The organism is Streptomyces flavusporus (assembly GCF_046267975.1).
Taxonomy (GTDB): domain Bacteria; phylum Actinomycetota; class Actinomycetes; order Streptomycetales; family Streptomycetaceae; genus Streptomyces; species Streptomyces flavusporus.
The window spans coordinates 5,708,753-5,722,622 of the sequence record NZ_CP176503.1 but is presented as its reverse complement, the minus strand read 5'-3'; the positions used below and the strand labels follow the sequence as shown (position 1 = coordinate 5,722,622).

13 protein-coding genes and 1 pseudogene are annotated in these 13,870 nt (G+C 69.7%); 8 read left to right on the top strand and 6 right to left on the bottom strand.

Annotation, left to right across the window (positions count from 1 at the left end; genetic code table 11):
- Positions 1–65 precede the first annotated feature (65 nt).
- The 4 genes from ACKTSN_RS27180 to ACKTSN_RS27165 all read left to right on the top strand — a co-directional run bounded on the left by ACKTSN_RS27180 (position 66) and on the right by ACKTSN_RS27165 (position 4,260).
- Complete coding sequence (locus ACKTSN_RS27180) at positions 66–1,745, top strand: IclR family transcriptional regulator domain-containing protein (protein ID WP_409471501.1); 1,680 nt, start codon at positions 66–68, stop codon at positions 1,743–1,745.
- Positions 1,746–1,882: 137 nt separating this feature from the next.
- Complete coding sequence (locus ACKTSN_RS27175; RefSeq protein WP_409471500.1) at positions 1,883–2,170, top strand: phosphopantetheine-binding protein; 288 nt, start codon at positions 1,883–1,885, stop codon at positions 2,168–2,170.
- Positions 2,160–3,383, top strand: a complete 1,224-nt coding sequence (locus ACKTSN_RS27170; RefSeq protein WP_409471499.1) for a beta-ketoacyl-[acyl-carrier-protein] synthase family protein — start codon at positions 2,160–2,162, stop codon at positions 3,381–3,383. Before ACKTSN_RS27175 ends, ACKTSN_RS27170 begins: the two co-directional genes overlap by 11 nt.
- Positions 3,384–3,801: 418 nt before the next feature.
- The gene (locus tag ACKTSN_RS27165; protein WP_409471498.1) at positions 3,802–4,260 is read left to right on the top strand and encodes a hypothetical protein; all 459 of its coding nucleotides are present in this window, start codon (positions 3,802–3,804) and stop codon (positions 4,258–4,260) included.
- A gap of 269 nt (positions 4,261–4,529) precedes the next feature.
- Here ACKTSN_RS27165 and ACKTSN_RS27160 read toward each other — a convergent pair.
- Positions 4,530–4,896: pseudogene (locus ACKTSN_RS27160) on the bottom strand (ISAzo13-like element transposase-related protein); the annotation flags it as partial.
- 158 nt (positions 4,897–5,054) lie between these two features.
- Between ACKTSN_RS27160 and ACKTSN_RS27155 the strand changes: the two are divergent.
- From ACKTSN_RS27155 to ACKTSN_RS27145, 3 genes are all read left to right on the top strand, one after another.
- Positions 5,055–5,936 carry a transposase gene (locus ACKTSN_RS27155; RefSeq protein ID WP_409471497.1) on the top strand — a complete coding sequence of 294 codons (882 nt, stop codon included), beginning with the start codon at positions 5,055–5,057 and terminating at the stop codon, positions 5,934–5,936.
- Between the two features lie 165 nt (positions 5,937–6,101).
- The gene (locus ACKTSN_RS27150) at positions 6,102–7,175 is read left to right on the top strand and encodes an IS110 family transposase (RefSeq protein WP_409469504.1); all 1,074 of its coding nucleotides are present in this window, start codon (positions 6,102–6,104) and stop codon (positions 7,173–7,175) included.
- A gap of 556 nt (positions 7,176–7,731) precedes the next feature.
- Positions 7,732–8,070, top strand: a complete 339-nt coding sequence (locus ACKTSN_RS27145; protein WP_409474927.1) for a transposase — start codon at positions 7,732–7,734, stop codon at positions 8,068–8,070.
- 34 nt (positions 8,071–8,104) lie between these two features.
- Here the strand turns inward: ACKTSN_RS27145 and ACKTSN_RS27140 are convergent, their stop codons facing one another.
- Positions 8,105–9,223, bottom strand: a complete 1,119-nt coding sequence (locus ACKTSN_RS27140) for a saccharopine dehydrogenase NADP-binding domain-containing protein (RefSeq protein WP_409471496.1) — start codon at positions 9,221–9,223, stop codon at positions 8,105–8,107.
- A 124-nt stretch (positions 9,224–9,347) separates the two neighbouring features.
- On the opposite strand from ACKTSN_RS27140, the gene ACKTSN_RS27135 reads away from it, so the two are divergent.
- A complete protein-coding gene (locus ACKTSN_RS27135) occupies positions 9,348–9,914 on the top strand; it encodes a TetR/AcrR family transcriptional regulator (RefSeq protein ID WP_409471495.1) in 567 nt (188 codons plus the stop codon).
- Between the two features lie 259 nt (positions 9,915–10,173).
- On the opposite strand, the gene ACKTSN_RS27130 is transcribed toward ACKTSN_RS27135, so the two are convergent.
- From ACKTSN_RS27130 to ACKTSN_RS27115, 4 genes are all read right to left on the bottom strand, one after another.
- Positions 10,174–11,397 (bottom strand): FAD-dependent monooxygenase, encoded by a 1,224-nt coding sequence (locus tag ACKTSN_RS27130; RefSeq protein WP_409471494.1) that lies wholly within the window; start codon positions 11,395–11,397, stop codon positions 10,174–10,176.
- Complete coding sequence (locus ACKTSN_RS27125; RefSeq protein ID WP_409474926.1) at positions 11,394–12,791, bottom strand: MFS transporter; 1,398 nt, start codon at positions 12,789–12,791, stop codon at positions 11,394–11,396. The genes ACKTSN_RS27130 and ACKTSN_RS27125 overlap by 4 nt, the downstream gene beginning before the upstream one ends.
- Positions 12,792–13,228: 437 nt before the next feature.
- Positions 13,229–13,534: a hypothetical protein gene (locus tag ACKTSN_RS27120; RefSeq protein WP_409471493.1), complete on the bottom strand. Its 306-nt coding sequence runs from the start codon at positions 13,532–13,534 to the stop codon at positions 13,229–13,231.
- Between the two features lie 100 nt (positions 13,535–13,634).
- Positions 13,635–13,859, bottom strand: a complete 225-nt coding sequence (locus ACKTSN_RS27115) for a hypothetical protein (RefSeq protein ID WP_409471492.1) — start codon at positions 13,857–13,859, stop codon at positions 13,635–13,637.
- Positions 13,860–13,870 lie beyond the last annotated feature (11 nt).

Below are 13,870 nucleotides of genomic sequence, written 5' to 3'. Positions count from 1 at the left end.
GGGAACGCCGTCGGGCGGATCCGCCGTTACCGTAGGCCTGCCGCGATCGCCGTACCGGAGAACAGATGCCCGCCCATCCCACGCTCGACGAGGCCGCTACCCCCGCCGTACCGGCCGAGGCGGTCACGCCGTTGATCCGCGGGATCGCCGTCCTGCGGCAGCTGACCGAGGCGGGCGGAACCCTGAGCCTGAGCGCCCTGGAACGGGCCACCGGCCTCGCGCGTTCCACGGTCGACCGGATCACGGCCACGCTCGCCCGGATGGGATACGTCCGCCTCGACGGCCGGGACGCGGTCCTCACCCCCCGGCTGATGGAACTCGGCAACGCCTGTCTGGCCGCCCTGCGCCTGCCCGCGCTGCTCGACGCGCGCGCCGACGCCCTGGCCGACGCACTGGACGAGTCGGTGTCGCTGGCGGTTCGCGACGGCGACGGCATCCGCTTCATCCACCAGGCGACCCGCCGCCGCGCGATGTCGCTGAGCTTCCGCATCGGCGACCTGCTGCCCGCCGAACGCACCGCGCCGGGCCCGCTGTTCGCGATGGAGTGGACCTCCGAGGACTGGCAGCGCTGGCGCACCCGCCGGGCGGCGGACCCGGAGAACCACGGCTTCCCGGCCGTACCGCCGAGGGAGAACCCCCCTCCGGCCGAGGAGTTCGCGCGGCGGGTGGCGCAGGCCCGGCAGGACGGCTGGGCACTGGACGACCAGTTGATCGAGCCGGGGCTCGTGGCGGTGTCCGTGCCCGTACGGGATCCCCGTACCGGCAGGATCGCCTGTGCGGCGAACATCGTCAGCCACACCAGTCGGCACACGGCGGCCGGCCTGCGCGACACACTGCTGCCGCGGCTGCGGGAGGCGGTGGCGGCGATGGAGGAGGACCTGCGCACGGCGCCCCCGCCGGAGCCCGCGCCGGCCCCTTCGGGGCTCGCGACCTGGACGGGTGCGTCGAAGCAGGAGCTGGGCCGGGAGTTCGTCGAGTCGCTGGCCCGGGGCCTGACCGTGCTGACGGCCTTCGGCGAGGGCCGCGCGGAGCTGACGCTGACGCAGGTGGCAAAGGCGACCGGCCTGGCCCGGGCGACCGCCCGCCGGGCGCTGATCACCTACGAGCACCTGGGCATGGTCACCCAGTCACGCGCAGGCGCCTTCCGCCTCACCCCGCAGGTCCTCTCCCTCGGCTACCCGCCCCTGTCCCGTACGTCCCTCCCGCAGATCGCGGCACCGCATCTGGCCGCCCTCGCGGAGCGCATCCACGAGTCGACGTCGCTGGCGGTCCTGACGGCGGCGGGCGACGAGATCCAGTACACGGCACGGGTGGCCACAGGCCGCGTGATGAGCGTGAACATCACGGTCGGCACACGCCTGCCGGCCTACGCGACGTCGATGGGCCGTGTCCTGCTCGCGGACCTCCCGCCCGCCGAACGCCACCTCGGCACCGGCCCGCTGCGCCCGCTGACGCCCCGCACGCTCACGGACCCGCAGGCCCTGGCCCGCGCCCTGGAGGAGGTCGGAGCGCAGGGATACGCCCTGGTCGACGAGGAGTTGGAGGAAGGGCTGCGCTCGATCGCGGTGCCCGTCCGCGACCGTACGGGCCGGGCGGTCGCCGCCCTCAACACGGCGATGCACAGCTCCCGCCACACCCTCCAGGAATGCGTCGAGCACATCGTCCCCGCCCTGCGCACGACGGCCGCTCACATCGAGTCCGACCTCCATGTGTCCGCCCGCTTCACCCACGTACCCGTGACCTGACCGTCGGCGCCGGTCTCTCTCGCTCGAACGGGTGGCGAAGCGTTTCCTGGCTGCCGTGCAGGCGTTCACACCGTGCGCACAGGTACAGCGAGACAGCGTGAGGTGAGGTTCGTGGCCATGGAACAGGAGACCTCGGCATGACCCAGTCAACGCAGCAGGCGGAACGGACGCGGCGGGCGGCACAGCCCGTGCTTCCCGAGCGGCTCATCGCCCTGCTGACCGGCCATCTGGACGTGGCGGCCGATCCCGGCGAGCTGTACACGACGACGACGTTCGAGAGCCTCGGCATGGACTCGCTGTCGCTGATGGAGCTCGTGGTGGCGGCGGAAGAGGAGTACGGGATCGTCCTGCCCGAGGACGCCCTCGACCTCTCCCCCGGCTCGACCCTCGGTGACGCGGCCCGGGCGTTCCGGGATGCGGCCTGAGGTCGCGGTCACCGGGCTGGGCCTGGTGACCCCGGCGGGCCACAGCGCGGAGGAGAACTGGGCTGCCCTGTGCCGGGGCCGCTCGTCGGCCGCCCCCGACCCCGAACTCGCCGGGCTGCCCGTCGACTTCTCCTGCCGGGTGCGGGGCTTCGACGCCGGGTCGGAGCTCGGCCGGTCACCCGCGCGGCGCCTGGACCGCTTCATCCAGTTCGCCCTGGTCGCCGCGCGCCGGGCCGTCGCCGACGCGGGCCTCGATCACCGTACGTGGCACGGAGACCGGGTCGGGGTCGTCCTGGGCGTCGGATCCAACAGCCTGAGCACCTACGTCACCGAGTTCTGCCATCTGGCCGCGGACAGACCGGAGCGGGTGTCGCCGCTCGCGCTGCCGCGCAGTGTGCCGAGCATGGCCGCGGGCGAGGTCGCGATCGACCTCGGGGCGCGCGGCCCCAGCTTCACCACCTCCAGCGCCTGCGCCTCGGGCGCGACCGCGATCGGCGTCGCCCGGGACCTGCTGCGGTCGGGGACGTGCGACATCGTGCTGGCCGGCGGCAGCGAGTCCGCACGCTCCCGGATGACCGCCACCTGCTTCACCCGGATGCGGGCGCTGTCCCGGCGCCGGACGGACCCGGCCCTCGCCAGCAGGCCGTTCGACGCGGCACGGGACGGTTTCGTCCTCGGCGAGGGCGCCGCCGTACTCGTCCTGGAGCGGCTGTCCACCGCGCGGGCCCGCCGGGCACCCGTCCTGGCGCTGCTGCGCGGATACGGCGCCACCGCCGACGCCCACCACCCCGTCGCCCCGCACCCCGACGGCGACGGCGCGGTCCGGGCCCTCGCCGCGGCCTTGGCCGACGCGGGCTGCCGCCCCCGCGACATCGGTCACGTCAACGCACACGGCACGTCCACCCCGCTCAACGACGCGGCGGAAGCGGCGGCCCTCACCCGGGTCTTCGGCGGAAAGGTCCCCCCGGTCACCGCGTCCAAGGGCGTGATCGGCCACGCCCTCGGCGCGGCCGGCGCGATCCAGGCCGCGTACACGGTCCTCGCCCTGCGCCACGGCAGCGTCCCGCCGGTGGCGAACTTCGAGGGCCAGGACGGCGACCACAAACTCGACATCGTGACCGGCCGCCCACGCCCGACCGGAGCGGACACGGGCATCACCTGCTCCTTCGGCTTCGGCGGCCAGAACGCCGTCCTGCTGTTCACAGCTCCCTGACACGGGCCGACCATCCTCGGCGGTCCCGCCGCTGACCCCCTCGAGTGACTCTTGACCTGCGGAAACGAGAACCTTGCCACCGCCGATCCCTTATCCGCTAGGCTAGTCGCCGGATCTCACCGAGATCCCTGCCTTCGTGGGATGTGTGGGAAATTCCGTCGCCGCAGGTCAGGCCTGGTGGTGCGCGACGCCCCCAAACGCGGCAGCCCCGAACCCCAAACGCCTTTGCAGTGTTTTCGCAGCTCATGAGCGCGCAGAGGGTGCAGCGGAGCACACGAATTCAGTGCGACGCGTGCACGCTGTCGGGGGCGTGCAGGCCATGGGCGGCGGCACGCATCTGACACTGCACGAGTGAACCTGTCACCCAAGAGATGGCACTCATTTTGCTACTTGAGTAGCGAGACGGCAGCCTGACCGCATGGCAACGTCCCACCCCCCGTCGGTCGACGACCGCCGCGCCCTCCTGCTCCTCCTGGACGACCAGGACCGCCTGATGCTGTGCGGCGGATGCTGCGGCGGCTGGACGGTCCCGCAGACGCTGCTCGGCGCCGGCGCCGATTTCAAGGACGGGGCCACTCAGTACCTCGCCGAGCGATTTCACATCACAAACCCTCACTTCGGGTCCCTCTACGGCGTTCGCGAAACGCAGGAGTCCGACTGCTGGGAACACGACCAGCGAACCGTTTCCCGCGTTTTCATCGTGCGGATCGACGGGGAAGAGTCGGACTCGTTTCAGGCGATGTCTCCGTCGCACACCCGGTGGGAAATCAGCGAGCTCAGAACTCGCCACCGAGATGTCTCACCTGAAGGCGTGGCCCTTCTGGTCTCCGGATACGTGGAAGGTTGGCTTCCCGACGGTCCCATCACGCTCTATTGACCTGGAGTCTCTATGCCTCTGCACGCAATTAAGATCGTCCTGAATCGAACCGTACGCGGAGTCGAACTCAAAGCCGCGCGACGGATCAGCCGTATACCCATGGCACCGAGGGAGGGCAGCCCGTCCAGGAGCCTGGCCATCTCGGCCGCCTGGGGTGGTGGCCATCCGCTGGGCCAGTCGGAGCGGGCGTGCCAGAGCTGCAAGATGGCTTCTCGTGCCTGGGCACCACGAGCATCGGCATCAGGCGCATTGGCCGTCTCGGCCTGGCCGGGGAAGTCGTGCGTCTTGACCCACGGGCTGCCCTGCGGGCCGCCATTCGTGCCCGGCGTTCTTCTAGTCGCCGATCAGCTCATTCTTCTTGCTGTCCACGCTGATCACCGGGTCACCGGCGTCCCTGTAGTCTCGTGCCTGCTCGTTGAGGTAGCGGAACTGGGCGTCCCTGTCGGGGTGCTGAGCGCCTTCGATGGTCTTGACGTTGGCCTGCAGACTAAAGCCTTCCTCCCGCAGCAGGCCGGCGACCGTGTCGGCGGAGACCCGGTGGCCCTGGCGGGTCAGCTCCGCTGCCAGCTTCCGGGTCGACTTCGTCGTCCACCGCAGCGGCGACATCGGATCGCCCCGCTCGTCGGGCTCGACCAGCATTGTTTCCTGGCAAGCCCTTGACTCTGTCGGGGATCTTGGAGTTGCCCGGTGCGCCAGCGTGATCGGCGGGCATGCTCGGGGTGTTCCGAGAGCCCATGCAGTTGTCGAGGTGTTCGTTGTCGCTCCGTCCTCGTTCCGGTGAGCAAGTCCCGCTTTTGACCGCGCAGATCGCGCGGGCGAGCAACCCGGACGGTACGGCGGCGATGTGGGTGAGAGACCGCCTGGACGGGCTGTGGCGTGACGAGGACTTCGCGGACTGGTATCCGCGCGACGGACGTCCGGGCCTCTCGCCCGCCCAACTGGCCACCGTCTGTGTGCTGCAGTTCGTGCTCGGCCTGTCGGACCGGCAGGGCGCCGAGGCGGTGCGCTGCCGCATCGACTTCAAGTACGCGATGGCCATGGAACTGGATGATCCCGGCTTCCACCACAGCGTGCTGGCCGACTTCCGCGATCGTCTCACCGAGGGCGACCGCGCCGACCGCCTCCTCGACCTCGCGCTGGCCCGCGTGAAGGAGGCTGGCCTGGTGCGGGAGCGCACCACACAGCGCACCGACTCCACTCATGTCCTGGCAGCGGTGCGCGACCTGACCCGGCTGGAGATGGTCACCGAGGCGGTCCGCGCCGCGCTGGAGGAAGTCGTCGGCACCGCTCCGCACCTGTTGGACGGGCTGGTCGACGAGGACTGGGGGCGCCGCTACGGCCGTCCGGTCCGCCTGGGCAAGAACCCCACCAAGCCCAAGACCAGGATTCTCGCCACCGGCGACGACGCCGTCCGGCTCCTGGAGCACCTCTACCGGCACGGGGGAGAGCGCGCGTCGGGCCCTCGTGTCCAAGCCCTGCGCCAGATCATGGTGCAGAACTATCACCGCGACGCCGCGGGACGCCTGCGCTGGCGCACCGCCGAGTCCGAGGACGGACCCGGGCTGCCGCCCTCGTCCCGGGCGATCGTCTCCCCCTACGACTGTGAGGATGGTCGGGTGCCGCCTCGGGCGGTGGTCTGGCCCGCCCTACGACTGGCCCTGGTGCCCTGGTTGTGATCTGCCGACCACCGTTCGAGGCGGTGCGTGCTGCCGCCGGACCGGTGGGCGTGTCCCGATAGGGGCCTTCGCGACAGGCACCGTCACAGTCCTGACCGCCACACCAGCCCGGCGTCGGCCACCGGTGTTCCCCAAGCGCTCAGGAGACAGGCGACCGTGCCCAGCATGACCCAACCCACCCGCCCCCGTCACCACACGGCCGAAACGCCCGAGGACGTCGTACTCGGAGTGGACACCCACAAGGACAGCCACGTAGCCGCGGTGACCACCCTTACAGGGGCCATGCTGGACACCCGCAGCTTCCCGACCACCCAGGAGGGCTACCGGCAGCTCCTGTCCTGGGCACGCTCCTTCGGGCGGCTCCAGCGGGCCGGCGTCGAGTGCACCGGCTCCTACGGCGCGGCGCTGACGCGCTACCTGCACCGCGAGGGCATCACGGTCATCGAGGTCAACCAGCCGGACAAGGCCACCCGGCGCCGACGTGGCAAGACCGACGCGATCGACGCGGCCGCTGCCGCCCACGCGGTGCTGTCCGGCCGAGCCACCGCCACCGCCAAGACCAGCGACGGTCCAGTGGAGACAATCCGGATGTTCAAGATGGCCAAGGGCTCCGCCATCAAGTCGCGCTCACAGGCAATCAACCAGCTCAAGGCCATCCTGGTCTCCGCAGACCCTGCCCTGCGCGAGTCGCTGACCGGCCTGAGCAACCCCAAGCTCATCCGCAGATGCTCCGAGCTGGAAGCCGCGGACGGGACCGGCCCGGCAGCGGCGGCCCGCCACACTCTCCGGCTGCTGGCCCGACGGATCCGGCACCTCACCGAGGAGATCCACGACCTCACCGCCCGGATCACCACCGCCATCGGTGCCTGCGCACCGAGGCTTCTGGACCGCTACGGCGTCGGCCCGGACACCGCTGCCGCGTTGCTGATAGCGGCCGGAGACAACCCGGGCCGGATGGGCAGCGAGGCGTCCTTCGCCGCACTCTGTGGCGTCAGCCCGGTGGAGGCATCGTCAGGCAAGACCCAACGCCGCAGGCTCAACCGCGGCGGTGACCGCCAGGCCAACTCCGCGCTCTACACCATCGTCCTGGCCCGCCTGCGCTGGGACACCCGCAGCCGCGACTACGTGGAGCGGCGCACCAGCGAGGGCAAGACACGCCGAGAAGCCATCCGCTGCCTGAAACGCTACGTCGCACGAGAGATCTACCAGACGATCACCCGCCCAGGCGGACCGCGGTGACACCAGCATCAGCCGATTGACATCCATAGGGGCATCACCTCGGCCCGCTATGCCCGCCACGGGCACATCATCAGCTGGAAGGGGTTCTCCGCCCATCTGACGGAGACGTGTGCTCCGGACGGCCCCAACGTGATCACGGACGTGGCCACCACCGCGTCCACCACCCATGACAGCAAGGTCCTGCCCGGCGTCCACACCCGCCTGCACCACCGCGGCCTGCTGCCCGCCGAGCACCTGGTCGACAGCGGCTACACCTCCCTGCCCCACCTGGAACAAGCCGCACGTGACCACCAGGTCACCGTCTCCGGGCCACTCCGCAGCAACCCCACCCGGCAACACCGCCGCGGCGAGGGCTTCGCCCGCGACGACTTCCACATCGACTACGACCGCCGACAGGTCACCTGCCCTCAGGGCCAGGTCAGCCAGGGGTGGCACGGCCCCTACCCGACCTCCTCACCCACCGCGGCCCCGCTAATCGTGGCCAGGTTCACCAAGAGCCAGTGCCACCCCTGCCCGGCCCGCGCCCAGTGCACCACCTCCCGCGAAAGCACCCGAACTGTCGGCTTTCCCCCACGAACTCCGCGACCTGCAACTCCGTGTCCGTGCCGAGCAACAGACTCCCGACTGGAAGACCCGCTACGCGGTCCGCTCCGGAGTGGAGGGAACGGTCAACGAGTTCGCCCACGGCCACGGCATGCGCCGCTGCCGCTACCGAGGACAGAGCAAAGCCCACGTCCAGCACGTCCTGACCGCCATCGCCATCAACATCGAGCGTCTCAGCGGTCTCCCACCGACCGAGGAAGCACCCCCTCCCCGCCGACCGACCGCCTTCCAGAACTACCTCGACCAGCGCGAAATCCCCCGGCCAAAATCCTGGCGCACCCTGGGCACCTGACCTCGGCAACTCCAAGATCCCCGACAGAGTCAAGCTAACAGTCCAGTACGAAGGTGCCGCCTGCGGTCGTCGCAAGGTCGGCCCCGAGGGCGGCTGCCGGCGTCCAAGCCCCGGGCGTGCCGACGCCGCGGGCCAGCAGTTCGGTGACGGTGGCGGTGACGTCAGCCGTGAAGTCCATGCCGTCGCCGGCGCGGAGCCATCCCTCGTGCAGGGTGCCGTCCGCCCACTCGACGACGGCGTGCCCCCAGGAGTGCTCGCGCGGACGGGGTGCGGCCTTCACCGGGGCCCGGCCCAGCCGGTCGACGGCGAGGCGTCGCAGCGTCGGAACGGACAACAGGCGGCCGAGCAGCGGGAGCAGGACACGTATCAGCGGAGCGGTCGGCACGAGAGCCGAAGTCGCGGTGACGAATGGTGCTCCGCTCACCACATGCGCCGCGAGGAGCTCGCCGGACGCGACACCTGCCGACGTCGCCGACTCACCGTCAGGGAACATGAGCTGCTGCGGGTCCGCGCCGAGGCGCGACGTCACCAGCCGCCCGTTCTCGTACTGCCGCCCGCCGGCGGTGAGCGCGTCCACGATGCTGGCCGCAAGGGCGGCACCGAGCACACCCGCCTCGACGGCCACCGAACCCACCGCGTCGACCCGAACCCGGTGCGGCGTGGGACGTCCTTCGCACAGCTTCGCTACCACCGCCTCCGTCGCCAGCACGCCGAATCCGGCGCCGGTGACCAGGGTGCTGCCCGCCCGCACCGCTTCGTCGTGCAGGGCGAGCAGCCGGTCCACGGCGACCACGTCGTTGGCCTGGTCGACGTAGTGGCCGCCCGGCATGCAGGCACGGGCGATCACTGGTGCTGTCGCGGCGAAGGCGCCCATCGTGTTCACCACCACCCGCGGGCGCTCCCGGACGATCTCGTCCGCGACCCGCTCGGCCGAGTCGGCGATGACCACCTTCGCGTCCCCAGGCAGACCGGCTTCGGTCCCGGCGGCGACCATCCGCTCCCGGCTGCGGCCGACCGGCACGACCGTCAGTCCCCGCGCGACCAGCCGCGCGGTCACGCCTCGGCCGACACGGCCGGTGGCCCCGACTATCCACACCTCGTCGTTCGCCCTGCTCTTGCCGGCCGTTCCGTCGGTCTCGCTGGTCTGCGTCATGTGAACCTCACCCCTGCCTGCTCCGGGCCCCACCGGGGACGAGTCCCCCAGTGATGACACAGTGTGTCGTGGGCGCAGGCTAGCACTGATGACACAGTGGGACATCACCTGTTACCGTCGACCTATGGCGAGGTGGGATCCGGGTGCCGAGGAGCGCCTGAAGCGGGCGGCCCTGGAGCTGTACTTGGAGCGCGGCTACGACAACGTGACGGTGACCCATATCGCCGAGCGGGCCGGACTCACCCGGCGCTCCTACTTCCGCTACTTCCCGGACAAGCGCGAGGTCCTGTTCGCCGGCTCGGAACGCCTGCCCCCGGCACTCACGAAGGCGGTCCTGGCGGCAGACCCGGACGCGGCCCCGCTCGCTGCCGTCCTCGACGCGCTTGCGCAAGTCGGTGCCCAACTCGTCGAGCAAGTGGACGGCGCGACGGAGCGCCGGGCGGTGATCGACGCCAGTCCGGAGCTGCAGGAGCGCGAACGGACCAAGGCGGTCGCGATCACCGAGGCGATCCGCGACGCTCTGAAGCAACGTCAGGTGAAGGCCGAGACAGCCGAACTGGTCGCGCAGCTCGCCACCGTGGTCTTCCAGAACGCCTTCCGGCACTGGATCGATGGCAAAGGGCAAGCGAGTTTCGGCAGCTGCCTGTACACGGTGACCGACGAACTGCGAGCCACCCTCGCCGTGACGTGAGAAGAACGTCCGCCCACTGCCGTAACTGATCGCTTCAGGGCGAGACCGACGCCCCAACCTGCCCAACTTCGTGACCGCTGCCACCGAACGCCTGGAAGGCGCCAGAGTGGCCAACTGCCGCGCCCAGTTGCAACCTCACAGCGCGTCACCGCTTGTCGCTGTCAATAGCTCACTGGACCGCCCCGTGATGCGCCATCAGCCACCTACACTTCGGAGGGCACATCTGACCAGGCATGAAAGTGAATGCTGAAGTATCGGGTCATGGCATCGAAGCGAATTCGGGCAGCGTGAGGGCTGAGTGGGCCGGTCGCGCGGTCGCGGAGGGCATGGTGGTGAGGCCACGCAGGATGGTGTTGCGTTGCTCCAGGGCCCGCATCGTGGTGGGGAAGAGCGTGGCGGCACCGTTGGCGACCAGTGCCTGATTCATGGCGACGAACTCGCGAACGTCGCGCTCGTAGGCGGCGAAGGCCGCAGTGTGGTCCGGGTTCGTGGCCAGGGCGTGGGCGAGCATGTAGGCACCGACCAGCGCAAGGCTTGAGCCCTGTCCGGTGAGGAACGAGGGTGCGTAGGCGGCATCTCCGACGAGCGCGACGCGGCCGCTGGACCAGCGGGGCAGGTGGATCTGACCGGCCGTGTCGAAGAACAGGTCATCCGCGTCGCGCATGGCGGCGACCATGCCAGGGACCTCCCATCCCGCGCCTGCGAAGGCCGTGGCGACCAGGTCCCGTTGGGCGTCGGGGTCCCGGAGGGCATCGACCGGCGGTTCCGGTTGGTGAAAGTTCAGGAAGGCGTGCAGCTCGTTGTCGGCCCCGACGGCGTAGAGGGCCGCGGCTTGCCCCGGAGCGTTCCACATCATGAGCTCGCGGGAGAGCCCGAAGGTGTTCGGCATGGTGAATATGGCGAAGCAGTAGCCGAGGTAGCGGTGGAACTGTGCTTCGGGGCCGAAGAGTGCGCCCCGGGTGTGTGAGTGCAAACCGTCGGCGCCGATCACCAGGTCGAACGTGCGCTGTTGACCACTGTGGAAAGTGACCTCGGCCTTGTGTACGGACTGGTCGAGGGTGTCGATGGAGTCGTTGAACAAGAATTCCACGTCGCCGCGAACCAGCGCGTAGAGGATCGCTCCCAGGTCCCCCCGGCGCACCTCCAAGTCCTGCCCCTTGACACTGCCGACAACGGCGTCCGGGCTGAGTACAGCCAGTTCACTGCCATCGGGGTTGAGGAAGGTGCAGCGATGCGAGTGGATGTGCGTGTCGTGCAGTTGCGGCAGTATTCCCATCCGCCGGACCACCTCTGTCGCAGTACCGCGGATGTCGATCGGATATCCGCCGTCGCGCAGTGTGCTTGCCTTCTCCACCACGGTGACGGCGAACCCGGACCGGCTCAGCCAGTAGGCCAGCGCAGGTCCGGCAATGCTGGCCCCGGAAACCAGAACCGTGCGCTTCGCGGTAGTACTCACGTCCATCGACAGACCGGTAGGCGTCATGCCTGGGCTCCCTTTTTCGTCATGTTGCGGACAACGAGCAATGACAACGCGGCGACGAGGCCGGCGATGGCGAAAGCTGTGGCGAAGGCCGATTCGGTCGACAGACCCGTCGCCGGATCGGCCCCGGCATCGAGGATCGCGCCGGCGATCTGGGCACCCAGAACGGTGCCGATCACCCGGGTCACCGTGAGCAGGCTGGTAGCGATGCCGATGTCCTTGGTCTCCACGCCGGTGGCGGTACTGGCAAGCAACGCCGTCGTACCGATGCCCGCGGCGAACGCGATCAGCACCTTGGCGAGGGCGAGCTGCCATTCCGCGGTGTGCAGCACCGTGAGGGCCATCATCGTGGCCACCGTGACGGCGGCTCCGACGGTGACTACGGCGCGCGTACCGAAACGCCGCGCCGCGATCCCGCCGATCGAATCGCTTACGCACCCGGCGATAGCGCCGGGCAGCAGGAGCATTCCTATGTCGGTGGTGTTGGCTCCGAAGCCGTACCCGTCGGCCGGTGCCCCGAACATCTGCGGGAAAAGATAGCCCACCATCCCGAAACTGGCGGTTATGACGAAGGTGAGCCCGAACGCATTTCGCACTGCGGGCTTTGCCAGCATGCGCAGATCGACCATCGGCGAGGCTGCCCTGCGCTCGACGGAGACCCATGCGGTAGCGAGTGCGGCCACGCCCACCACGATGGCACCTACCGCAGGCGGCGACACGCCGCCGCCCTCCGTCACCGCCTTCAACCCGAGCATGAACGCGAGCAATGTGGCGCTCAGCAGGGAAACGCCAGGCCAGTCAATCCTGTTGTCCGACTCGATCGGCGGATCATGCGGCATGAGCCACATCACGGCCGACGTCATCCCTATGATCACGATCGTTGGTAGCGCGAACATCCAATGCCAGGACATTCCTTCCGCTACCGGCCCGGCGAACAACATTCCCACCATGCTGCCGCCGGTGAACAGCGCAACGACCACCCCGATCGCCGCCTGTGACGCTCCTGTCGAGAGGTGTTTGCGCGCGAGGATGAATGAGAGGGGCAGCGCACCCACCATGGCGCCCTGCAACGCCTGACCGAGTAACAACAGCGGCAAGTTCGGCGCCAGGCTGGCCAGCAGACCACCGGCCGACACTACGGCCATCAGCGAGACCAGCACTCGCTTTCCCCCGTAGCGGTCGCCAAGTTTGCCTGCGACAGGCGTGATGACCGCGCCGGTGATGAGCAATACGTTGCCGATCAATGCCGCATCGCCATTACTCACCCCCAGCTCACCTCGCAGCAGCGGGAGCGCAGGCTCCACCACTGACTGCAGGGTGCCGAGGGCGAGTGCCAAGAAGCCGAGGGCACCGATCGCCGGCCTCCCGATACGGGTTGGGGAAACTCCAGCTAACATGGACGTCCTTTCATTGTTGGTTGCGAGCAAGTACGGGAACCTGCTGGATGTGTGCGCTGCGCTTCCGTGGCGCACACGCGAACGGGGGCTACCGATCGCGCTGGTCCGTTGGCGGGATGAACCGCTCGGCCAGTCCGCCGACTGAGTCGACCCGCCGCGTCGTAGCGGCACCGCCGGAAGACCCAACATCCGATGCGGTCACGAAATGTCGCCACCTGTTGATCACTCCAGACACCGCCAGGCAGGGGAAGCGCGCGGGATTCGCGCGCCTCAACACTTCCTTGCGGCGCCCCGCGGGGCATCGTTCCCCGCCGCCGTCTTTCCCTGGTGCACCCGGACCAGCCACGCACATGTCCTGGTGCCTACGCACCACAGGCCGACTGCACCCGCAACGAGGCTCACCCCGGAACTCCATGACTTGGGTGACAGCCGGACTGTCACACCCTCCTCGGACGAGCGGCGGGCCGCCTCCTGGACGCAGGGGCGTCCTGGACGTGACCGGCTCGTGGGCCGAGCACGCAGCACAGCAACGTACGCGCCAGGTGAATCAGGGCCCACATCCAGGGCAGGGCTGCGCCGGTGATCGGCCTTGAAGGCAGCGGTCGCATGCCCATGCCGGCCATGAGGGCGACGGTGACGCGGACGGCGTCGCCGTCGCAGGCCGCGCGCAGGCGGCCGACCTGTTCCTTGGTGAGGGGTCGCGGTCGAGCTCCGGTGAGGTGGCCGCCGTGCTGGAAGCGCACCCGAGATCCTTGACGCTCGAAGCGGAGGCCACGGGCCACTCGGGCCGCGTGGAGCGGGCTGTCGGCACGGTGCAAGGTTCCAACGGGCCGGTCATGACCGTCAGCCCGCGGACGGACTCGGTTCGGGTCGCCGCTCCGGGTCGGTCCCCCACTCCTCCGCGATGCGCATGAGTTGTCTGTTCCCGCGCTCGTGCGGAGCCCAGCCCGGGGCTCCGGTCGTGGCGAAGGCGATCCATGCCGCGTGTGTGCGGGCGGCGAGTTCGGCCGGCGGCGCCCCGGCACCGAGCAGGGCGTCGGGACCGAGCAGAGCGGGCTGGTCGGTCACATCGAAGACAA